Annotated in this window: 20 protein-coding genes and 1 pseudogene; 12 read left to right on the top strand and 9 right to left on the bottom strand. The window is 61.5% G+C overall.

All coding sequences use genetic code 11. The annotated features are described in order from the left end of the window. On the bottom strand, positions 1-2,292 hold the full coding sequence (gene bglX / locus QMK55_RS20250) for a beta-glucosidase BglX (RefSeq protein ID WP_102354276.1): 2,292 nt from the start codon (positions 2,290-2,292) through the stop codon (positions 1-3). Between the two features lie 259 nt (positions 2,293-2,551). Here bglX and QMK55_RS20255 point away from each other — a divergent pair, with 259 nt between their 5' ends. The 4 genes from QMK55_RS20255 (at position 2,552) to QMK55_RS20270 (ending at position 6,074) form a co-directional block, all read left to right on the top strand. Then, a complete protein-coding gene (locus QMK55_RS20255; protein WP_025110719.1) occupies positions 2,552-3,160 on the top strand; it encodes a LemA family protein in 609 nt (202 codons plus the stop codon). Positions 3,161-3,185: 25 nt separating this feature from the next. Continuing rightward, complete coding sequence (locus tag QMK55_RS20260; protein ID WP_102354275.1) at positions 3,186-3,938, top strand: TPM domain-containing protein; 753 nt, start codon at positions 3,186-3,188, stop codon at positions 3,936-3,938. A 33-nt stretch (positions 3,939-3,971) separates the two neighbouring features. Continuing rightward, complete coding sequence (locus QMK55_RS20265) at positions 3,972-4,589, top strand: TPM domain-containing protein (RefSeq protein ID WP_102354274.1); 618 nt, start codon at positions 3,972-3,974, stop codon at positions 4,587-4,589. Between the two features lie 267 nt (positions 4,590-4,856). Next, the gene (locus tag QMK55_RS20270; protein WP_102354273.1) at positions 4,857-6,074 is read left to right on the top strand and encodes a class I SAM-dependent methyltransferase; all 1,218 of its coding nucleotides are present in this window, start codon (positions 4,857-4,859) and stop codon (positions 6,072-6,074) included. Between the two features lie 65 nt (positions 6,075-6,139). On the opposite strand, the gene QMK55_RS20275 is transcribed toward QMK55_RS20270, so the two are convergent. Then, positions 6,140-7,045 (bottom strand): DMT family transporter, encoded by a 906-nt coding sequence (locus tag QMK55_RS20275; RefSeq protein WP_320329850.1) that lies wholly within the window; start codon positions 7,043-7,045, stop codon positions 6,140-6,142. A 270-nt stretch (positions 7,046-7,315) separates the two neighbouring features. Here QMK55_RS20275 and QMK55_RS20280 point away from each other — a divergent pair, with 270 nt between their 5' ends. The 3 genes from QMK55_RS20280 to QMK55_RS20290 all read left to right on the top strand — a co-directional run bounded on the left by QMK55_RS20280 (position 7,316) and on the right by QMK55_RS20290 (position 8,754). Beyond that, a complete protein-coding gene (locus tag QMK55_RS20280; RefSeq protein ID WP_102354270.1) occupies positions 7,316-7,897 on the top strand; it encodes a DJ-1/PfpI family protein in 582 nt (193 codons plus the stop codon). Positions 7,898-7,910: 13 nt separating this feature from the next. Further along, positions 7,911-8,216 carry a ribbon-helix-helix domain-containing protein gene (locus QMK55_RS20285; protein WP_102354269.1) on the top strand — a complete coding sequence of 102 codons (306 nt, stop codon included), beginning with the start codon at positions 7,911-7,913 and terminating at the stop codon, positions 8,214-8,216. Positions 8,217-8,409: 193 nt separating this feature from the next. Beyond that, positions 8,410-8,754 (top strand): YegP family protein, encoded by a 345-nt coding sequence (locus QMK55_RS20290; protein ID WP_102354267.1) that lies wholly within the window; start codon positions 8,410-8,412, stop codon positions 8,752-8,754. Between the two features lie 135 nt (positions 8,755-8,889). Here the strand turns inward: QMK55_RS20290 and QMK55_RS20295 are convergent, their stop codons facing one another. Next, entirely contained in the window at positions 8,890-9,774 is an 885-nt protein-coding gene (locus QMK55_RS20295) for a dihydrodipicolinate synthase family protein (RefSeq protein ID WP_320330271.1), read from the bottom strand. Positions 9,775-9,796: 22 nt separating this feature from the next. Continuing rightward, positions 9,797-10,579, bottom strand: coding sequence for an aldolase (locus QMK55_RS20300; RefSeq protein ID WP_102354265.1), 783 nt, complete (start codon positions 10,577-10,579; stop codon positions 9,797-9,799). A gap of 106 nt (positions 10,580-10,685) precedes the next feature. On the opposite strand from QMK55_RS20300, the gene QMK55_RS20305 reads away from it, so the two are divergent. After that, a complete protein-coding gene (locus tag QMK55_RS20305; protein ID WP_102354264.1) occupies positions 10,686-11,228 on the top strand; it encodes a helix-turn-helix domain-containing protein in 543 nt (180 codons plus the stop codon). Positions 11,229-11,277: 49 nt separating this feature from the next. On the opposite strand, the gene QMK55_RS20310 is transcribed toward QMK55_RS20305, so the two are convergent. Then, a complete protein-coding gene (locus tag QMK55_RS20310) occupies positions 11,278-12,129 on the bottom strand; it encodes a LysR family transcriptional regulator (protein ID WP_320329851.1) in 852 nt (283 codons plus the stop codon). Between the two features lie 89 nt (positions 12,130-12,218). Between QMK55_RS20310 and QMK55_RS20315 the strand changes: the two genes are divergently transcribed. Next, positions 12,219-12,656 carry a multidrug/biocide efflux PACE transporter gene (locus tag QMK55_RS20315; RefSeq protein WP_102354262.1) on the top strand — a complete coding sequence of 146 codons (438 nt, stop codon included), beginning with the start codon at positions 12,219-12,221 and terminating at the stop codon, positions 12,654-12,656. Positions 12,657-12,743: 87 nt separating this feature from the next. On the opposite strand, the gene QMK55_RS20320 is transcribed toward QMK55_RS20315, so the two are convergent. Further along, a complete protein-coding gene (locus QMK55_RS20320; protein ID WP_102354261.1) occupies positions 12,744-13,499 on the bottom strand; it encodes an SDR family NAD(P)-dependent oxidoreductase in 756 nt (251 codons plus the stop codon). A 120-nt stretch (positions 13,500-13,619) separates the two neighbouring features. Between QMK55_RS20320 and QMK55_RS20325 the strand changes: the two genes are divergently transcribed. Further along, complete coding sequence (locus tag QMK55_RS20325) at positions 13,620-14,516, top strand: LysR family transcriptional regulator (RefSeq protein WP_320329852.1); 897 nt, start codon at positions 13,620-13,622, stop codon at positions 14,514-14,516. A 123-nt stretch (positions 14,517-14,639) separates the two neighbouring features. Here QMK55_RS20325 and QMK55_RS20330 read toward each other — a convergent pair whose 3' ends face one another. Beyond that, on the bottom strand, positions 14,640-16,253 hold the full coding sequence (locus QMK55_RS20330; protein WP_102354260.1) for an inorganic phosphate transporter: 1,614 nt from the start codon (positions 16,251-16,253) through the stop codon (positions 14,640-14,642). 252 nt (positions 16,254-16,505) lie between these two features. Further along, entirely contained in the window at positions 16,506-17,528 is a 1,023-nt protein-coding gene (locus QMK55_RS20335; protein ID WP_102354259.1) for a transporter, read from the bottom strand. 276 nt (positions 17,529-17,804) lie between these two features. Here QMK55_RS20335 and QMK55_RS20340 point away from each other — a divergent pair, with 276 nt between their 5' ends. Together QMK55_RS20340 and QMK55_RS20345 are read left to right on the top strand one after the other, a co-directional pair. After that, complete coding sequence (locus QMK55_RS20340; RefSeq protein WP_320329853.1) at positions 17,805-19,427, top strand: methyl-accepting chemotaxis protein; 1,623 nt, start codon at positions 17,805-17,807, stop codon at positions 19,425-19,427. A gap of 109 nt (positions 19,428-19,536) precedes the next feature. After that, on the top strand, positions 19,537-19,986 hold the full coding sequence (locus QMK55_RS20345; protein WP_320329854.1) for a hypothetical protein: 450 nt from the start codon (positions 19,537-19,539) through the stop codon (positions 19,984-19,986). A 135-nt stretch (positions 19,987-20,121) separates the two neighbouring features. On the opposite strand, the pseudogene QMK55_RS20350 reads toward QMK55_RS20345, so the two are convergent. After that, positions 20,122-20,283 (bottom strand): annotated as a pseudogene (locus QMK55_RS20350) (sensor histidine kinase); the annotation flags it as partial. Between the last annotated feature and the right edge of the window lie 10 nt (positions 20,284-20,293).

Genomic DNA, 20,293 nt, shown 5'->3' on the forward strand with positions numbered 1-20,293 from the left:
TTACAGCAATTCAAAGCTCTGCTGCGTCACGTCCTGCGAGTCCAGGCCGATCTGCACGTTGAACTTGCCAGGCTCGGCCGCGTACTTGAGCTGGGCGTTGTAGAACTTCAGGTCATCCTCGGTGATGGTGAAGTGCACGACTTTCTGTTCACCGGCCTTGAGCATGACTTTCTGGAAGTTCTTCAGTTCTTTCACCGGGCGAATCATCGAGCCGGTGACGTCCTGAATGTACAACTGCACCACGGTTTCGCCGTCACGTTTGCCGGTGTTTTTCAGGGTGACACTGGCGTCGAGCTTGCCGGTGGTGTTCAGCGTGGTCGATGACAGCGCCATGTCGCTCAGGCTGAAGCTGGTGTAGCTCAGGCCGTAACCGAACGGGAACAGCGGCCCGGTGGTGTCATCGAAATACTGCGAGGTGTAGTTGCCCGGTTTGCCCGGCGTGAACGGCCGGCCAATGCTCAGGTGGTTGTAGTAGGTCGGGATCTGGCCCACGGAACGCGGGAAGGTCACCGGCAATTTGCCCGACGGGTTGTAGTCGCCGAACAGCACGTCAGCGATGGCGTTGCCGCCCTCGGTGCCGCTGAACCAGGTTTCCAGAATCGCGTCGGCCGACTGGTTCTCTTCGAGAATGGTCAGTGGTCGGCCATTCATCAGCACCAGCACCAGTGGCTTGCCGGTGGCTTTCAGGGCACGGATCAGCTCGCGCTGGTTTTCCGGAATGTTCAGGTCGGTACGGCTGGAAGATTCGTGGGACATGCCACGAGACTCGCCCACGGCTGCAACAACGATGTCAGCGTCCTTGGCCGCTTTCACCGCTTCGTCGATCAGCACGTTGGCCGGGCGCGGGTCATCGACCACTTCCGGCGCGTCGAAGTTGAGGAAGTTCAGGTAGTCCAGGACCTTCTTGTCGCTGGTGATGTTGGCGCCACGGGCGTAGATCAGGTTCGCCTTGTCGCCGATCACCGAGTTCATGCCGTCGAACAGCGTGACCGACTGCGCCGGCTTACCGGCCGCCGCCCAGCTGCCCATCATGTCGATCGGTGCCTTGGCCAGCGGGCCGACCAGCGCGACTTTCGCGTCTTTCTTCAGCGGCAGCGTGTCGTTCTGGTTTTTCAGCAGCACCAGGCTGCGACGCGCCACTTCACGGGCTTCGGCGCGGTGCAGGCGGCTGTCGGCGTAGGTGTCGGCCGGATCATCCTCGGCCTTGCCGATGCGCAGGTACGGGTCCTTGAACAGGCCCATGTCGTACTTGGCGGCGAGCACTTCGCGCACCGCGTTGTCGATGTCCTTCTGTTCGATCTCGCCGGACTTGAGCAGCCCCGGCAGCTCTTTGCCGTACAGCGTGTCGTTCATGCTCATGTCGATGCCGGCCTTGATCGCCAGCTTCGCCGCTTCGCGACCGTCGGCGGCTACGCCGTGCTTGATCAGTTCGAAGATCGCACCGTGGTCGCTGACCGCCAGGCCCTTGAAGCCCCAGTCCTTGCGCAGCAGATCGTTCATCAGCCAGGTGTTGGCCGTGGCCGGAATGCCATTGATCGAGTTCAACGCCACCATCACCCCACCGGCGCCGGCGTCGATCGCCGCGCGGTACGGTGGCAGGTAATCCTGGTACATCTTCACCGGACTCATGTCGACGACGTTGTAGTCGCGACCGCCCTCGACCGCGCCGTACAGGGCGAAGTGCTTGACGCTCGCCATGATGCTGTCGGCCGCGCTCGGGGTGTCGCCCTGATAGGCCTTGACCATCACTTTGGCGATGCGCGAAGTCAGGTAGGTGTCTTCACCGAAACCTTCGGAGCTGCGGCCCCAGCGTGGGTCGCGGGAGATGTCGACCATCGGCGCGAAGGTGATGTCGAGGCTGTCGGCGGCGGCCTCTTTGGCGGCAATGCGCCCGGACTGGCCGATGGCGTCCATGTCCCAGCTCGACGCCAGGGCCAGCGGAATCGGGAAAATCGTACGGTGACCGTGGATCACGTCGTACGCAAAAAACATCGGGATCTTCAGGCGGCTGCGCATCGCCGCATCCTGCATCGGACGGTTTTCCGGGCGGGTGATCGAGTTGAATGTACCGCCGATGTTGCCCGCAGCGATCTCTTTGCGGATCAGTTCGCGAGGCATTTCCGGGCCGATGCTGATCAGGCGTAACTGGCCGATCTTTTCATCGAGGGTCATTTGCTTCATCAGATTGCTGATGAAGGCGTCCTTGTTTTCCAGGGGTACCGGGGTCGTGGCGGCCAATACTTGATGACTGGCCAGGCTGACGAACAGACCCAGCAAACACAGCTTCTTCATGAATATTTTTCTCAAGGGCCCAAACGGCAATGCAATGCCGGCCAGCCAAAAGTTAGGGAGCGACTATTGTTGTTCGGGTGCAGGCTCAAAAAGACCGAGCCGAAAAACGCCCGCCGACCGTCGGCAGCGTATGCGCAGGGCCTCTTTTTAGCCCATTGGCCCGTTGCAATCCAGTGGCGCGGCCGATTATGCCCCAACCGCCGATGCAGAAGGTTTCACGGTCGGTTTTTTATGAAATACGCCAGGGAGCATCACTTTGATGAATGTCAGTCCAACCTACCGCTCGCGTTTGCAGATCGCCACGCTGCTGGTGCTCGCCACGTTGTTGACCGCGTGTGGCATCAACAACATTCCGACCCTCGACGAGCAGGCCAAAGCAGCCTGGGGCCAGGTACAGAACCAGTACCAGCGCCGTGCCGACCTGATCCCCAATCTGGTGGAAACCGTCAGAGGCTACGCCAAGCATGAAGAGGCGACCCTGACGGCGGTGGTCGAGGCCCGGGCCAAGGCGACGTCGATCCAGGTCGATGCCAGCACCCTCGACAACCCGGAAAAACTCAAGCAGTTCCAGCAGGCTCAGGATCAGTTGAGCGGTGCGTTGAGCCGTCTGATGGTGGTGTCCGAGCGATATCCGGACCTGAAGGCCAATCAGAACTTCCTGGCCCTGCAATCGCAGCTCGAAGGCACGGAAAACCGGATTGCCGTGGCGCGGCGCGATTTCATTCTGGCGGTGCAGAAGTACAACACCGAGATCCGCACCTTTCCCGGTCGCCTCTGGCACAGCGTGATGTACAGCGATCTGCCGATTCGCGAAACCTTTGAAGCCACCACTCCCGGTGCGGAAAAGGCCCCGGAAGTGAAGTTCTGATCCGTTGTTGCGGATGAGGTTGCCCATGCGTGTGTTGAAGATAGGCCTGGTGCTGATGCTGTGGCTGTTGGCCCTCAGCGCCCGGGCCGAGTTGACGTTCCCGGCGCTCAGCGGGCGGGTGGTGGACGAGGCGCAGATGCTCGAGCCCTCGGTGCGCGCCCAGTTGAGCCAGCAGTTGCAGGCCCATGAGCAGGCGACCGGCGAGCAACTGGTGGTGGTCACGGTGCCTGATCTGCAAGGCACCACCATCGAAGACTACGGCGTGCAACTGGGCCGGCACTGGGGCATCGGCCAGAAAGACAAGAACAACGGCGCGCTGCTGATCGTCGCCCGCGACGAGCGCAAGCTGCGCATCGAAGTCGGTTACGGGCTGGAGGATCGGCTGACCGATGCACAGACCTCGGTGATCATCCATCAAGTGATCACCCCGGCGTTCAAGGCCGGCAATTTCAGCAAGGGCATCAGCGACGGTGTGGCGGCGATGCTGGTGGTCCTCGGCGGCAATCCGCTGGACGAGCCCTCGACGGTGTACGAGTCGAGCGGTGATCCGCAAAACGATTTTGTCTCGCGCCACCCACTGTTATTCGTTTTTCTGGTGGTGTTGTTCATCCTGACGGTGTTTGTCTGCCAGATGCTCGGTATCCTTCCCGCCGGCCGTGGCGGCTCCGGTGGCGGGGGCGGTTTCGGCGGAGGTGGTTTTGGCGGCGGCGGTGGAGGCGGGGGCTTCAGTGGCGGCGGGGGCAGTTTCGGCGGCGGCGGTTCGTCCGGCGGCTGGTGAACACACAACAATAATGATCAGGCACTTTTCGACATGGCATTACTGACCGAACACGAACAACGCAAAGTCGCCGAGGCGATTGCCCGGGTCGAGCGCGACACCGACGCCGAGCTGGTGACGGTGCTGGCGGCCCGCGCCGATGACTACGCGTACATCCCGTTGCTGTGGGCCAGCCTGCTGGCGCTGCTGGTGCCGGGCATCGTCCATTACCTGACCGGCTGGCTGACGATGCACAGCCTGTTGCTGGTGCAGTGGGGATTGTTCATCGTCCTGTGCCTGCTGTTTCGCCTGCCGAAGGTCACCACTCACCTGATCCCGCGCCGTGTGCGCCACTGGCGTGCGTCGAACCTGGCGCGGCGCCAGTTTCTCGAGCAGAACCTGCATCACACGATGGGCAGCACCGGGATGCTGATTTTTGTCTGCGAGGCCGAGCGCTACGTGGAGATTCTGGTGGACGAGGGGATTTCGCGGCGGCTGGACAACAACAGCTGGGACTCGATTGTCGCCGCTTTCACCGAGCAGGTGCGGCAGGGGCGCACGCTGGAGGGGTTTGTCACCTGCATCGAAGCCTGTGGTGAACTGCTCAAGGTGCATGTGCCGGTGACGCAGGTGCGCAATGAGTTGCCAAATCGGTTGATTGTGTTGGGTTGAGTGTGGGGGCAGTTTCCCCGGTCCCGGTAAACAAGGCCTTGCGCATCACGCCGACCCAATGTGGGAGCGGGCTTGCTCGCGAATACGGTCTGACATTCAGCATTGATGTCGCCTGATACACCGCTTTCGCGAGCAAGCCAGCTCCCACAGGGGGCAGACAGCTCGTTGGATTCTTGTGCCGTTGGGTAAATAAGAGCGTGTCCCCAACCCCCATCCCCCCTAAAATACCCGCCATTCCCGATTTCGCCCGTCCGAGGCCGCTTTTCCATGTCCGTTACCGCCCCTTCAATCAAGCCCGCGCCCGATCATCACGCCCAGTTCATCGAGCTGCTGCAAACCAGCCTCGAACAGAACGGCTTCATCAAACTGGTGCTGGCCAAGTACGCGGGCGAAGAGGCGGATCTGCAGCGGATCATCATCAAGGCGGTGACGGTCAAGGCCCAACCCAACCTGTCGTTCGTCTATCGCTACAAGACCCGCGACATCACCAAGAACCTGCCGCTGAGCGAAGGCGTGGCGGTGATTGCCGAGTTGCTGCCGGCCGCGTTCAAAAATGCGCATTTGCTGACCGTGACCGACGAAGCCCAGCTCGAATACAGCAAAAAGGGCAAGAGTTCGCTGTTCAAGAGCAAACCTCAGCAATTGCGTGAAGCGCCTTCCGCCGAGCATAACCGCGAGAAGAACCGCTTTCTCGACCTGAGCCGGCCATTCCTCAAGGACCTGGGCGTGACGAACGCGCAGCACGAGCTGATCCCGGCGATGTCGCGCAAATGGAAGCAGATCAACAAGTTCATCGAAGTCTTCAGCCACGCCCTGACCTCGTCACCGCTGGCGCTGGACAAACCGGTGCGCGTGGCGGATTTCGGTTCGGGCAAGGGTTACCTGACGTTTGCCATCCACGATTACCTGCGCAACACGCTCAAGGCCGAAGGCGAAGTCACTGGCGTCGAGCTGCGCGAGGAGATGGTCAACCTGTGCAACGCTGCGGCGGCGAAGCTCGATCATCAGGGTCTGGTGTTCAAGTGCGGTGATGTGCGCAGCGTGGCGCCGAGCGAACTGGAGGTGATGATCGCCCTGCATGCCTGCGACATCGCCACTGACTATGCGATCCACACCGGTATCCGCTCGGGCGCGTCGATCATCATGTGCTCGCCGTGCTGCCACAAGCAGATCCGCCTGCAGATCCAGAGCCCGGCGCTGCTCAAACCGATGTTGCAATACGGTCTGCACCTCGGTCAGCAGGCGGAGATGGTCACCGACAGCCTGCGTGCGCTGTTCCTCGAAGCCTGCGGTTACGAGACCAAGGTGTTCGAATTCATCTCGCTGGACCACACCAACAAGAACAAGATGATTCTGGCGGTGAAACGCGCCGAGCCGGTTGACCCGGCTCAGTTGTTGGTGAAGATTCAGGAGTTGAAGGCGTTCTACAACATCAGCGAACACTGCCTCGAAACCCTGCTGCGCGCCGACGGCTTTCTGGCCTGACCTTGACCTTGTGGCAGCGAGCCTGCTCGCGAAGGCGGACTGACAGTCAATGATGATGTTGGCTGTTACGGCCCCTTCGCGAGCAGGCTCGCTCCCACATGGGGTTTGATGGCGGTCTTGCGGCCGAGCATTACGGTGGCGATCACCCCGCAGGCAAACACCCAGGTGATCGGCTCGACATGTTCGCCAAAGAACAGCGCCGAAAACGCGATGGTGAAGAAGATTTGCAGCAACTGGATCTGACTGACCCGCGCGATCCCGCCCATGGCCAGCCCGGCGTACCAGGCGAAGAACCCGAGAAACTGCGAGAACAGCGCCACGTAACCGAAGGCCCACCAGGTCTTGGCCGACACTGCGCCCTGATGCTGCAGCGCCAGGTACAGCACCGGCCCGATCAGCAGCGGCGTCGACAGCACCAGCGCCCAGCAGATCACTTGCCAGCCGCCCATCTCTTTCGCCAGTCGGCCACCCTCGGCATAGCCCAGGCCTCCCACGGCAATCGCACCGAGCATCAACAAGTCCCCGGCCTGAATGCTGCCGGCGCCGGTGTACAACGCATAACCGAGCACCAGCGCACTGCCCAGCGCGGCGCAGGCCCAGAAGGCTTTCGACGGGCGTTCATGGGACAGCCACGCCGCATACAGCGCCACGCACAGCGGCTGCAGACCGTTGACCAATGCGCCGTGGGACGCCGGCAACGTCTGCATGGCCCACGCCGACAGCACCGGGAAGCCGAGAATCACCCCGGCGATCACCAGGCTCAGACCTTTGATCTGCTGCCAGGTCGGCCACTTTTCCCGGCGCCATAACAGCAGCAGCGCCGCCGGAATCGCCGCGAACAACGCCCGACCGAGGCCATTGAGCAGTGGGTGCAGTTCCTGCACCACGATCCGGGTGAAGGGCAGGGTGAGGCTGAAAATCACAACCCCGAGCAGGCCGAGAGCCATGCCGGTGTTTTCGCGCGAAGACATAAGAAGACCGGAATTGAGGGTTTCAGGGAACGACCTTCATAAAGCCATAAACCGTGGACTTCTGGCTGTTACAGCTAGGCACAGACTTATCCATACAGTTGGCGGGCGCCATCGCGAGCAGGCTCACTCCTACAGTTGGAATGCATACCCCTGTAGGAGTGAGCCTGCTCGCGATGAAGTCAACTCGGTAGTAGCCGGTTGTTACCTGCCCGAACGGATAAGGTCTACCTTGAATACTCCTGCAAGCCCTTTCCCAGAGGAGTCCTCCCCATGGCCGCGAAAAAAATCCTGATGCTGGTCGGCGATTACGTCGAAGACTACGAAGTGATGGTGCCGTTCCAGGCCCTGCAAATGGTCGGTCACACCGTGCACGCCGTGTGCCCGGACAAGGCGGCCGGCAAGACCGTGCGCACAGCGATCCATGACTTCGAAGGCGACCAGACCTACAGCGAGAAGCCCGGTCACCTGTTCGCCCTCAACTTTGACTTTGCCAAGGTCATCGAGGCGGACTACGACGCGCTGCTGATCCCGGGCGGTCGTGCGCCGGAATACCTGCGCCTGAACGAAAAAGTCCTGGAACTGGTGCGCGCTTTCGACAAGGCCGGCAAACCGATTGCGGCGGTCTGCCATGGCGCGCAGCTGCTGGCGGCGGCAGGCGTTCTCGAAGGCCGCGAGTGCAGCGCCTATCCGGCCTGCGCCCCGGAAGTGCGCCTGGCGGGTGGTACGTACATCGACATTCCGGTGACGGACGGCCACGTTCAAGGCAATCTGGCCACGGCACCGGCATGGCCGGCGCATCCGAACTGGCTGGCCGGTTTCCTCGGTCTGCTTGGCACCAAAATCACCCTGTAACGAGGATTCGCCCATGTGCGAGCTCTACGTCAAGGCCGACCCGATTCTCTACGAATCACGCTCGCGCTCGCTGCGCATCTGCGGCGTGGTGACGACGCTGCGCCTGGAAAACCAGTTCTGGGACATCCTCAGCGAAATCGCCGAAGTCGATGGCATGACCACCAATCAACTGATCGCCAAGTTGTATGAAGAGGTGATGGATTATCGCGGGGAGGTGGTGAATTTTGCCTCGTTTTTGCGGGTGAGTTGTACGCGGTATCTGAGTCAGCGGCGGGCGAGTGCGCCGGAGTTGTCGGTGGTGCGGGCGGTGGTGAAATAGCCGATTGCGGGTTGACCCCTTCGCGAGCAAGCCCGCTCCCACATTGGGTACTGAGTGTTCACCAAGGTTGTGTTCACTGGAGATCCAATGTGGGAGCGAGCTTGCTCGCGAAGAGCCGGGACAGGCGACAGATGTTCTGGACTGGTCTTTACTCTGAAGCGCGAAACCTCCCAACCGCCAAGGAGAAACAAGCATGTCCGGATGGTACGAAGTGAGCAAAAGCAGCAACGGCCAGTTCAGGTTTGTGCTGAAGGCCGCCAACGCCGAAACCATTCTCACCAGCGAGCTCTACACCACCCGCGCGGCAGCCGACAACGGCATTGCCTCGGTGCAGACCAACAGCCCGCTGGATGACCGCTACGAGAAAAAGACCACCAAGGATGGCCATCCTTACTTCAACCTCAAGGCCGCCAACCACCAGATCATCGGCAGCAGCGAGTCGTACTCCACTGACGCCGCGTGTGCCAAAGGCATCGCCAGCGTCAAGACCAACGGGCCGAGCAAAGTGATCAAGGACAAGACGTTGCCGGTGCTCTGAAGAACACCGAAGATCAAAAATGTGGGAGCGGGCTTGCTCGCGAAGGCGGTGGATCAGTCACTGGAGATGTTGACTGACACGACGCTTTCGCGAGCAAGCCCGCTCCCACATTGGGTTTTGTGTATTGCCCGAGGATCAGCGCAGGGTCCTGAGGATTGCCTGTAGCTGACCTTGCCCAGACTCGCTCAACGGGAACACCGGCAACCGCGGATCGCCAACCTCCAGCCCTGTTTCGCGCAACCCGGCCTTGATCGTCGCCGGCAAGCCGCCCTTGAGGATGAAGTCCAGCAGTGGCAACTGGCGGTAGAACAGCTCGCGCGCGCGGTCCAGATCACCGGCCTGCGCGGCCGCGTACAGGTCCAGGTTCAACTGCGGTATCAGGTTCGGTGCAGCGGTGCACCAGCCCTTGGCCCCGGCGGCAAACGCTTCCAGTGCCAGCGGATTGCAGCCGTTGTAGAACGGCACCTGACCGTCGCCCAGCAGCTGCAGCTTGTGCATGCGCTGAATGTCGCCGGTGCTCTCCTTGACCATGGTCACGTTTTCCACGCCGTTGACGATGCGCAGAATCAGCTCCACCGACATGTCGGTGCCGCTGGTGGCCGGGTTGTTGTAGAGCATGATCGGCACGCCGATGCTGTCGCCGATGGCGCGATAGTGAGCAAGGATTTCCGCTTCGCTGAGCTTCCAGTAAGACGCCGGCAGCACCATCACCACGTCGGCGCCGTGGGCTTCGGCAAAGCGTGCGCGGCGCACGGCTTTGGCGGTGGTCAGGTCGGACACGCTGACGATGGTCGGCACGTGTCTGGCGACGTGTTTGATGCTGAATTCGGCGACCTGATCCCACTCGGCGTCGCTCAGGTAGGCACCTTCGCCGGTGCTGCCCAGCGGGGCGATGGCGTGGACGCCGCTGTCGATCAGACGATCGATGGACTTGCCGAGGGCTGGCAGATCCAGGCCTTCGCCGTTGGCGCCGAACGGGGTGATGGTGTAGCCGATGATGCCGTGAATGTTGGACATGATGAGTCTCCGTGAAAAACTGAAATCAGTTCAGGCAATCGGCGTGTTGGCGCAGGTTCTGCCGAGCGTAGTAGTTGAAAGCGGCGGCGTGGCGTTTGGGTTTCGACACCCAGTCGTGGGCCTCGCGACCCAGCGCCGGAGTGATCGGCTTGATCGTGCCGGCAGCCATCGCCAGCAGTTGCAGTTTGGCGGCGCGCTCGATCAGTTGGGCGATGACACAGGCTTCTTCAATCGTGGTGCCGGTCGACAGCTGGCCGTGGTGCGACAACACAATCGCGCGCTTGTCGCCCAGTGCACCGGCGATCAGTTCGCCTTCCTCGTTACCCACCGGCACCCCCGGCCAGCCTTCGAGAAACGCGCAGTCGTCGTACAGTGGGCACAGGTCCATGTGGGAAATCTGCAGCGGCACTTCCAGCATTGACAGCGCGGCGATGTGCGTCGGGTGGGTGTGGATGATGCAGTTCACGTCCGGCCGGGCACGGTAGACCCAGCTGTGGAAACGGTTGGCCGGGTTGGCCATGCCGTGCCCTTCAAGCACTTCCAGGTCTTCGTTGACCAGCAGCAGATTGCTCGCGGTGATTTCATCGAAACCCAGGCCCAGTTGCTGAGTGTAATAGGTACCGGGTTGTGGACCGCGAGCGGTGATCTGTCCGGCCAGACCGGAGTCGTGACCGCTTTCGAACAGAATCCGGCAGGTCAGCGCCAGCTTTTGCCGGTCGGTCCACGTATTATCCGCCAGGCTTTTTTGCATCTGGGTCAGCGCTTGCCTGACCAGTTGTTCTTTAGGTAGTGCTAATGTCTTGGCCATGTCTGTGTCCTTTGGGTGAGTGCAAATGACACGAAAGAGGCTATATGACACAAAGTGTCATTGGCAAGCACAAATCGTCGCTTCCTTGATGGAATAACCGCTGCGCATGTCTATCCGATTGAAAATATTGAGAAAAAAACTTGGCGTAACCCTTGAGGCACTGGCCGAAAAATCCGGCATGACCAAGAGTTACCTGTCGAAAGTCGAGCGCGGGTTGAACACCCCGTCGATTGCGGCGGCGTTGAAACTGGCGAAAGCACTGAACGTGAAGGTCGAGGAATTGTTCTCCGAGGATAACGTCAACCTCGACAGCTACAGCCTGGTGCGCAGCCACGAACGCCAGTCACTGGCGGCCAACGATCAGAGCCCGGGGTATGCGGTACTGGCGCATCAGGTCAGCGAACGCAACCTGCTGCCGTTCATCATCTACCCGCCGAGCGAATTCACCGACAAGACCTTCAAGGAGCATTTGGGCGAGGAGTTTCTGTTCGTCCACGAAGGGCAGGTGGAAGTGGATTTCATGAACGAAAAAGTGTTGCTGGAGCGCGGCGATGCGCTGCACTTCAATGCGCAAAAGCCGCACCGGATCAGGTCGGTGGGCGAGGTGCAGGCGCAGTTGCTGGTGGTCGTACACAGCGCCGAAGAATGAGTTGAATCAACCCATGCCATCGCCAGCCTGCTGGCGATCGGGGGCGCCGCTATTCCAGCATCTTGCTGAGCAACCAGCTCCCCGCCGGCCCCGGCGGGTAAATCCGCGACCACAACGCATCGACATACACCGGCCGCGGCCAGCCGCGCACCGTCAATTCCACCAGCGTGTCGTTGCCGAAGCGTCCCACCAGCCAGCGTGGCAACGCTGCCCAGCCGAATCCCATTTCCGCCATTTCCATCAGCATCAGGTAACTCGGCGCCGACCAGACCCGACCTTTCGCCCGGCTGTCGTAGGGATTGACGATGGTCGCCAGACGCAATTCCCGATGCTGCTCCAGCACTTGCTGGTCGACTGCGACGCCGGTCAGCACATGATCACGTTTGACGAACAGTGCGATATCGGTGCGCTCGGCAACCGTCGAGGTCACCAGATCCGGCGGGTAGCTGTCGCGCATTTCGGCGAACGCCAGGTGCGCGCGGCCACGCTGGACCAGTTCGATCAGGTCGTCGCACTCGGCGATCAGGCATTCCAGTTCCAGGTCCGGATAACGCTGCTCGAAGTCGACCAGTGCCGCTTCGAAGCGCGCCGATTGGTAGGTGTCGGAAATCGCCACGGTCAGCTTCGGTTCGACGCCCTGGGCCAGTTGCCGGGCCGTCATTTCCAGACGGCTGGTGGCCGCCAGAATCGCCTCGGCCCGTTGCAACATCACGTGGCCGGCCGGGGTCAGGGTCGGCTTGCGGCTGCTGCGGTCGAACAGCATCAGGTCGAGGTCGATCTCCAGGCTCGCCACGGCGGCGCTGATGGTCGATTGACTGCGCCCCAACTTGCGCGCCGCCGCCGAGAACGAACCCTGGGTGGCCGCTTGCACAAACGCCAGCAGCACTTCTTGCGAAGCCATGAACTATCGCCTTGATCGATGGTTATTGGTTATGAAGTATCGGTGTGAGGATGGATTATGGCAACCATCTTCACTCAAGGAGTCAGGCGATGACTGCTCACAAATCCATTGTTGAACGTATTTTTCAGGCCATTGGTTTCGAGTTTCTGGCGATTCTTATCTGCACGCCGTTGCTGGCGTGGATCATGAAAAAGCCGTTGCTCGACATGGGCGCGGTGACCGTGCTGATCGCCATGTTGGCGCTGGCGTGGAACGTGGTGTTCAACGGCTTCTTCGACCGCACGCTCAAGCGCCTGGACATCGGCCACAACGCCTGGACGCGGGTGGTCCATGCGCTGCTGTTTGAGGGCGGCTTGATCGTGATGGGCGTGCCGCTGATTGCCTGGTGGCTGTCGGTCAGCCTGTGGCAGGCGTTCTTGCTGGATATCGGCGTGCTGCTGTTCTTCCTGCCGTATACCTACGTGTATCACTGGGGTTATGACGTGGTGCGTGAGCGGTTTGTGCAGCGCAGCGTCTGTCAGGGTTAAAAGCAAAAGATCGCAGCGTGCCGCAGCGCCTACAGTTGGAATGCATTTTCCCTGTCGGCGCTGCGGCACGCTGCGATCTTTTTGGGTTTAGAGGAACATCCCGCCCGACGCCTCGACCCGCTGCCCGTTGATCCACTGCGCTCCCGGTGACAGCAACATCGACAGCGCGCCACCAATGTCATCCGGTTGCCCGGCACGGCCCAGTGCGGTGTTGCTGGCGACCATCGCGTTCAACGCCGCGTTGTCGCGCACCGCGCCGCCGCCAAAATCGGTTTCGATGGCGCCCGGCGCCAGGATGTTCACGCCGATCTGCCGCGCGCCCAGCTCCTTGGCCTGATAGCGGGTCAGCACTTCCATCGCCCCTTTCATCGCCGCGTAGGCGGCATAACCCGGCAGGCTGAAGCGGGTCAGGCCGCTGGAGATATTGATGATGCGTCCACCATCGCTGATCAGTGGCAGCAGTTGCTGGGTCAGGAAGAACGGTCCTTTGAGCTGGATGTTCATCAGCAGGTCGAACTGTTCCGGGGTGGTTTCGGCGAACGCCGCGTGCACACCAATCCCGGCGTTGTTGATCAGAAAGTCGAAGCGCGGACGCTCCAGTTGCTGCAGCGCTTGTTCAACCCGCGTGGCGAAATCGGCGAAGCTGTCGCTGCGGCTCACGTCCAGTTGCAGCATCACGGCTTTGGCGCCGCGTTGTTCCAGTTCAGCCACCAGCGCCTGGGCTTCATCGGCGCGGCTGTTGTAGGTGCCGATGATGTCCACGCCTTCGGCGGCGAGGTGCAGGGCGGCGTTCTTGCCCAGGCCACGGCTGGCGCCGGTGATCAATGCGATTTTGCGGCTCATGTGAAATCCTCGATTGCGGTGAGTGGTGATGAGCAAAGTTTATTTATCCGCCACAGGGTGATAAACAGACTGAAACCGGAATCACTGATCGGTTCAGCCGAACAATCAATGGGTGTTCTCATGAACAAACTGGAACTGCTGCGCACCTTCGTCCGGGTCAGCGAACTGTCGAGTTTCACCCTGGCCGGCGAGAGCCTGGGTCTGCCGCGCTCGACGGTGTCCGAACATGTGCAGGCGCTGGAAACCCTGCTCGGCACGCGCCTGCTGCAACGCACCACGCGCAAGGTGCAGGCGACCCAGGACGGCCTGGTGTTGTATGAACGCAGCAAGGATCTGCTGTCGCACATGGATGAGATCGAGGGTTTGTTCCGGCAGGATCCGGCGTCGCTGACCGGGCGGATTCGTGTCGACATGCCGAACATTCTCTCGCGGCGCTTGATCATGCCGCTGCTGCCAGAGTTCATGGCGCGGCACCCGAATCTGGAACTGGAAATCAGCAGCACCGACCGCCGCGTCGATCTGCTCAGCGAAGGTTTTGACTGCGTGGTGCGCATTGGCGCGCAGCCGGATCAGTCGGTGGTGGCGCGGCATCTGGGCGACTTCCCGATGATCAACTGCGCAAGCCCCGCGTATCTTGAACGCTATGGCGTGCCGCAGACGCTGGAGGATCTGGCGCAGCACCGGCTGGTGCATTATGTCGGCGTGCTGGGCGCGCGCTCGGAAGGGTTTGTGTATGAACAGGACGGACAGGTGCGGCGCCTGCCGATGGCTGGCAGCGTAACGGTCAACAGCACCGATGCTTACGAGTCGGCCTGCCTTGGCGGCTTCGGCCTGATTCAGGTGCCGCGCACCGGCATGCAGCCGCACCTGGACACCGGTGAACTGCTGACCGTCCTGCCGCAGTTCACGGCACCGGCGATGGGGATTTCAATCCTGTATGCGCGACAACGGCACTTGCCGCTGCGGGTGCGAGTGTTCATGGATTGGTTGGGCGAGGTGATTCGCTCAACGCTCTGACTCACGCCACCGATCAACTGTAGGAGTGAGCCTGCTCGCGATGGCGTCCTGTCAGTCGATGCAGAATTTACTGATGTACCGCTATCGCGAGCAGGCTCACTCCTACAAGGGAACCCGTGTTGTTCAGAAGATCTGGGTGAACAGCCAATAGAGGCTGCCCGACAGCAGAATCGCCGCCGGCAGCGTCAGCACCCACGCCATCAGCAGATTGCGGATGGTCTTCATCTGCAAGCCGCCGCCATTGGCGACCATGGTCCCGGCCACACCCGATGACAGCACGTGGGTGGTCGACACAGGCAAGCCGAACATGTCCGCCGCGCCGATGGTCAGCATCGCCACGGTTTCCGCCGAGGCGCCCTGGGCGTAGGTCAGGTGGGTCTTGCCGATCTTCTCGCCCACCGTCACCACAATCCGTTTCCAGCCAACCATGGTGCCCAGTCCCAGAGCGATGGCCACGGCGATCTTCACCCACAACGGAATGAACCGCGTGGCGTTGTCGATCTGTTGCTTGAACAGTTGCAGTTTGTCAGTGGTGTCGGCGTCGAAGTTGCCGACCTTGTTCTTGTCCATCAGGCGAATGCTTTCGCTGGCCAGGTACATGTCGTTACGCACGTTGCCCATGGCCTCGGCTGGGACTTTCGACAGCGAGCCGTAGCCTTTGACTTCCTCGCCAATGTGTCCGGTGAGGGCGGCGAGGGCGGGGATCAGTTGCGGGGTGGCTTGCTTGCTGCGCACGTAATCGGAGAGCACCGGACGCGGATCGGCCGGGGCCGGCAGCGGCGCACTTTTTACCAGCGCTTGCTGAGTGACTTCGGCCACGGCGGCAAACTGCAATGCCTGGTCGGCCGGCATAGTGCGGTTCAACGCGTAGGCCATCGGCAGGGTGCCGACCAGAATCAGCATGATCAGGCCCATGCCTTTCTGCCCGTCGTTGGAGCCGTGGGCGAAGGACACACCGGTGCAGGTGGCGATCAGCAAACCACGGATCCACCACGGTGGCGGGGTGTTGCCTTCCGGTGCCTTGTACAGCGAGCGATTCTTCACGAACGCACGCAGGGCCAGCAGCAACAGCGCCGCGAAGCCGAAACCCACCAGCGGCGACAGCAGCAACGCGTAACCAATCTTGGTCGCCTGCGCCCAGTCCACACCGCTGGTGCCGTCGCGCCCGTGCATCAAGGCATTGGCCACGCCGACGCCGATGATCGAGCCGATCAGGGTGTGCGACGACGAGGCCGGCAGGCCCAGCCACCAGGTGCCAAGGTTCCACAGGATCGCCGCGATCAGCAGGGCGAAGATCATCGCGAAACCGGCGGACGAACCGACCTGCAGAATCAGTTCCACCGGCAGCAGCGCGATGATGCCGAACGCCACCGCGCCACTGGACAGCAGCACTCCGAGGAAGTTGAAGAACCCCGACCAGACCACCGCGACATTCGGCGGCAGCGAGTGGGTGTAGATCACCGTCGCGACCGCGTTGGCGGTGTCGTGGAAACCGTTGACGAACTCAAAGCCCAGCGCAATCAGCAGCGCCACGCCGAGCAGCAGGAACGGCGTCCAGGTGGTCACCACCGTGCCGAGTTCGTGCATGTCGTGCATCAGGCTGTAGGCGGTGAACAGCATGCCCATCGCGAGCACCGCGAAAAAGATCACGTAGGTGAACGGGCCGGTTTTCTTGTCGAGGGCTGGCCTGCCACTGGGGGCGGACGCCTGGCGGGCGGTCAGGGAGGGAGTAGCCATGAGCGGACAATCCTGAGCGAGGGAAGGAGTGTCGGTCATGATCGTTGCTAAATATTACAGAGAGACTGCGGCAGGTCAGTGTTTGCGGGATTAGCCTGACCATTAATCTGAAGGGCAATGATCAACCCCTGTAGGAGTGAGCCTGCTCGCGATGACGTTGGCACATGCAAAACAGCTGTGTCTGACACACCGCTATCGCGAGCAGGCTCACTCCTACAGGGGGAACTGTGGTGGGGCACAGTATTTTGGGGCTCAATAATCCCCGCGCTTGCGAAACGCCCAGCGCCCGGCAATCACGGTGAACGTCGCCACCAGTGCCACCAGAATCCAGAACCCCTCCGGATCGGTGGATAACGGCACGCCGCCGACGTTCATCCCGAAAAAACCGGCAATGATGTTGATCGGCAGCGCCAGCACCGTCACCACCGTCAGGGTGAACAGCGTGCGGTTGCTCTGTTCGTTGAGGTTGGCGGCGATCTCCTCCTGGAGCAACTTGATCCGCTCACCGAGGGCGGTGAGGTCGTTGATGATCAGCGCGAACTCCTCGGTGGATTTGCGCAGCTCCTTGACGTCCTCCTTCTGCAGCCACGGCGGCGGACGGTTGAGCAGGCGCAGCAGCGAACCCGGCTCCAGCGCCAGCAGGCGCTGCAGGCGCACCAGCACCCGGCGGTTGGCACCGAGTTCGGCGCGGTTGGTCGACAGGCGCGAGGAGAGCAATTGGTCCTCGACCTGGTCGACGCTCATGCTGGTCTTGCGCACGATCTGCGTCAGCACCTCACCCTGATCGCGCAGCAGGTGCACGAGCAGTTCCGACGGTGAGCGAAAGCATTCGCCGGCCTTCACCGATGAGCGCAGCTTGTCCACCGAGTGCAGCGGTTGCAGGCGTGCGCTGACGATCAGTTTGCTGCGCACGCACACCCACAGCGTCGAGACGTCCGAGGAGACCATGCTGCTGAGGTTGAACACCACGTCGTTGACCACCGCCAGCAACGCAGAGTCGACGTGTTCGATACGCGTCGAACGCGAGCCTTCGTGCAGCGCTTCAAAAAATTCTTCGGGCAATTGCAGATGGCTTTTCATCCAGCGCTCGCACGCGGCGTGGGCCAGGTTCAGGTGCAGCCAGAGGAATTCATCACTGTCGCTGTCGTCTTGCAGGCAACGCAGGGCGGTCGCCGAGTCAACTTCGCGACCGCGTTCACCCGGGCGGAACCGGAAGCCGTAAAGCAAACCGAACAAATCAGGATCGCGATGACTGATATCGAGGCTGTGGTTCATGGAGGCTCGCTGCGAGGAGGGGACGCCGGTCGCGGAATGGCAGGTTCACTGAGCCGCATCATCGCAATCACATGTGACACTTGTGTGACGACAAAGTGACGCCAGATCAATGTCTTACCGGCGGTCGGATTTTCTTCAAGAAGCGCTCTGGTACGCCGATCACGCTTAGGTTACGTTGCGCGCGCTTGGCCATGAGCCAAGGCTCGCCGACACGGATGTCCGGCAAAATCCCACGCCTTATAGGGCGTGCCTCATCCCTGTCCTGAGTATCTTGCGATGCTGCAAAAATCCCTGAGAGCGCAAATTCTCGCCCTGCTGAGCGGCAGCCTGCTGGCGATGCTGTTGATCGCGCTGGCCTGCTTTCATTACCTGTCCAACGGCGTGCAGAACTACAGCCAGTTGATCGCCGGTCCCTTGCACACCTCGCAACTGATCGACGAGGCCAACCTGCAATTCAAGGTGCAGGTGCAGGAGTGGAAAAACGTCCTGCTGCGCGGCAAGCAGCCGGCAGACCTGGCCAAATTCTGGAGCCAGTTCGAAGATCGCCAGCGCGATGTGCAGAACACCCTCGGTGAACTGGCCGGCCAGAAAGGCATGGAGCCGGCGCTGAAAAGCCGTATCGAACGCCTGCGTGAAGAGCACCGTCTGCTCGGCGCTGCGTACCAGAAAGGTCGCGATGCCTACGTGGCCGCCGGTGGCGACCCAGTGGCCGGCGACTCCGCCGTCAAAGGCGTGGACCGCGCCGCCAGCGATCAGATGAGCGAACTGGTAGCCGAGCTGCGCAAGCAGGGCACCGAGCAGTCGGCGCAGATCAGCGCCAGTGCTGACAGCATCGTGATGCTGGGGATTCTGGTGATGCTCGGCTCGGGTCTGCTGATCGGTCTGTTGAGCCTGTGGCTGGTCAACCGCAACCTGATCGAACCGATTCGCAAGCTGATCGATTACGTCACCCTACTGAGTCGCGGACGTCTCGTCGAACGTGTCGCCAACGAACGTCAGGACGAGTTGGGCAACCTTGCGGCAGCCGCCAATACCCTGCGTGATTTCCTCGCCGAGACGTTCACCCACCTGCAGCGCAGCGCCAGTGATCTGGACAGCGCCAGCGGCGAGCTGAACGCCATCGCCACGACCATGGCCGGTGGTACCAACGAGCAGTTCAACCGCACCGATCAAGTAGCGACGGCGATGAACGAAATGTCCGCCACCGCCCAGGAAGTTGCCCGTCACGCGGCGGACGCGGCGCGGGCGGCCGACGATGCCGACCAGTCCGCCCAGCAGGGTGAAAAGGTCATGCAGGGCACTATCCAGACCATCACCCAGATGCGTGGCGAAATCGCCAACACCGCCGAGGTGATCCGTCGCCTGGAAGCCGACAGCGGGCGGATCGGCAAGGTGCTGGAAGTGATTCGCGGCATCGCCGAGCAGACCAACCTGCTGGCGCTCAACGCGGCGATCGAAGCGGCGCGCGCCGGTGAAGCCGGGCGCGGTTTTGCCGTGGTCGCCGATGAGGTGCGTAACCTCGCGCAGCGTACGGCGGAGTCGATCATCGAGATCAACCAGATCATTCAGAACGTGCAGACCGGTGCGGTGGACGCGGCGCACGCGATCGAAAGCGGTCAGGCGCGCAGCGACCAAAGCGTCGAGCAAGTGACCCAGGCCGGCGCCATGCTCGAGCGCATCACCCACGCGGTGGAAGCGATCCGCGACATGAACCGCCAGATCGCCACCGCCGCCGAAGAGCAGACCTCGGTGGCCGAAGACATCTCGCGCAACCTGACCGAAATCACCTCGATTGCCAGCACCAACCTCAACAGCGTGCAGCGCACTGAAAGCGCCAGCCAGAACCTGCATGGCCTGTCCGGGCAACTCAATGAAGTCACCGCGCGCCTGAGCGCCTGATCGAGCCTGGGTGTACCGATTCGGTTACCGAGTCGGTACACAGTCGATCTCAAATCAGGGCGAGCGCCGCCGATGGCCGGTTATCTATAACCGGCATTGGAGCCAGCCCATGGTCAGCATCACTTCTGTTTCGATCAATCAGACCGTCACCACCGCCACCAGCAAAACCAAGATCAGCGACGGTACCGAGGACGCCTCCAGTACCACCGCCACGGCCAGCACTGGCGTCAGCGCCGACACCAGCAAAGTTGCTGCCGGCGGTGGCGCTGCTCCAGCGGGCGACAGCAGTTCCGACAGCAGCGGTGAATCGGATTCGGTGAAAGAACTGCGCAAGCAGATCGCCGAGCTGCAAAAGCAATTGCAGGAACAGCAACAGGCTTTGCAAGCGGCGCAGGCCAAGCAGGAAGACGCCGATGCCAAGGCTGCCGACGTGGCGTCCGCCGAGTCGCAAATCTCCAGTACGTCGGCTTCGTTGCAGACGGCCACGGCGGCGTTGTTGCAGGCGTTGCAAGATTCCGGTTCGAGCAGCTCGGGTTCGCTGGTCAGCACCTCGGCCTAAACATCACGTAATTCCCCTGTAGGAGTGAGCCTGCTCGCGATAGCGGTATGTCTGCCATATTCATGGTGACTGACACATTGCTATCGCGAGCAGGCTCACTCCTACAGGGATCTGTGGTGTGTCTCAGGTGGTGGACTCCAACTGATCGAGCACCGCGCAGGTGGTCCACGAATCCTCGGTGACCCGCGCCACGGCGGCAAAACGCAGGCCGGTCAGTTCGCGGATCACCTGAAGGATCGCCGGAACCGCGCTGATCCGACCGATTGTCGCGATGTCTGCTGCCGCTGTCTGCCCCATGCCCATCGCT

The sequence above is a fragment of the Pseudomonas sp. P8_229 genome (assembly GCF_034008635.1).
GTDB lineage: Bacteria > Pseudomonadota > Gammaproteobacteria > Pseudomonadales > Pseudomonadaceae > Aquipseudomonas.